2 protein-coding genes are annotated in these 1,569 nt (G+C 68.5%); both read right to left on the bottom strand.

Annotated features, from left to right (window positions below; genetic code table 11):
* Window positions 1-1,021 (bottom strand): hypothetical protein (locus ACDELDRAFT_RS22320; RefSeq protein ID WP_157764963.1); only part of this gene is annotated, 1,021 nt, incomplete at its 3' end.
* A 217-nt stretch (window positions 1,022-1,238) separates the two neighbouring features.
* On the bottom strand, window positions 1,239-1,569 hold a 331-nt coding region (locus ACDELDRAFT_RS22315; protein ID WP_005801090.1), incomplete at its 5' end, for a helix-turn-helix domain-containing protein.

Here is a 1,569-nt window from a genome sequence, read left to right as displayed (position 1 = left end):
TGACCCGCTGGCGCGGTGAGACGGGCTCGCCGCTTGCCGCCTGCGCGCCAGGGGGCGGTGGAGAGCCCGGGTCGGGCGCTGGCAGCACCGGCCGGGGGCCCGCGCGGCCCATCACGTCTTGCTGCAGCGCGCGGGTTTCATCGCGCAAGCTGCTGGTCAGGGGCATGGAGTGCACGCTGCCTGCGGGCACCTTCAGCGCGCTGACCGTGCCGTCGATCCAGATCGGGTACAGGCGCGCCAGGTTGCCCGGGGCGCGGGCGGGCTGGTAATAGCCTGCGTCCGTGTCTGCACCAATTCGGATGGAAAACCGTGCCCCGGTGGTGGTGGCGGTCACGCCCGCATGGCGCACATCCAGGTCGTGGAATAGCAGCGATGTGCTGCTTTGCGAGCTGGCCAGCTGCAGCCACTGGACCTGGCCCGTGCCACCCGCCACGACCGAGGCGTTCGAGCTCACGCTCAGCAGGCCCAGGCGCACCCCATGGAACCACAGCTTCATGCCGTGGCTGGGGTTCAGGCTCACGCGCAATACCGGCAGGTCCACCCGGTCGAACACCACCCTCAGGTTGTCGCCGCGCAGCAGCAGTTCATGGGCCGTGGCCAGTTGCAGCGTGAAGCACACGGCGGTGTTGTCAGCGCCCACGCGCGGGATGGCCGAAGCACCCTGTCCTGCGCTGATCGTCACGTCATACGGCCTTGGGCGGTTGCCGCCCTGGAGGTCCGCGCCGTAGGTGGTGTCGGCCACCTGGAACGTCCCCCGCCCCAGGAAGAGCCGGTTCTCCGCGCCCGACACCACACGCACCGTGCAGTCGTTGGCGATGATGTGCACATGCCGCAGATTCCCCAGCCGGCCCGTGGTCGGGTCCCAGGGGCGCTCGCGTGCGTCGCGCAGCAGGTTGGCGCGTTCGATCAGTGTGTCGGGTGTGACGTCCAGCGGCGCAGCGTGGGCCAGCGCGGTGGTTGCGTACGCCAGCGCCGCCAGGAGCAGAGAAAGAACAGCGCGTGGAGTGCGAAGGGGTGTCATGCTGTCCGCATGGTACTGGCACCCTGCGCTCGCCTCCATCATGCCGGCATGGGCTGCTGCTGCCCTAGCGTCCTGAGTGGGAAATTCGTTTCATACAGATGCCGAAATCGCCGCCATGCTGCGTTGTCAATCCTCGCGACAGCTACGGCTATCGCTGTGGCTTGCGCCTTGCCTGACGACGATTTCGACACCTTTATTTCTTCAACGAACTTCCCCCTCAGGACACCAGAAACCGCCCTGGCGGCTGCCCCACCGACTTGCGCACCATCGCGCTGAAGGCACTCGGGCTGTAGCCCAGCTCGGCGGCGATCTGGCCCATGGGCATGTGCCCGGCGGCCAGCGAGACGGCCTTGGCCAGGATCACCTGCTGGCGCCACTGCGTGAAGGTGCTGCCCAGTTCCGAGCGGAACAGCCGGGCCACGGTGCGGGGGCTGGCGCCGGTGTCCTGCGCCCATTCGGCCAGTGTCTCGTAGTGCGTGGGGTCGGCCAGCACGGCCTCGCACAGGTGGCGCAGGCGCTTGTCCTGGGGCAGGTCCACGCCCAGTTTC

The sequence above is a fragment of the Acidovorax delafieldii 2AN genome, assembly GCF_000175235.1.
In the GTDB taxonomy this organism is placed as follows: Bacteria; Pseudomonadota; Gammaproteobacteria; order Burkholderiales; family Burkholderiaceae_C; genus Acidovorax; species Acidovorax delafieldii_B.
This window is presented reverse-complemented; position numbering and strand designations above follow the sequence as displayed.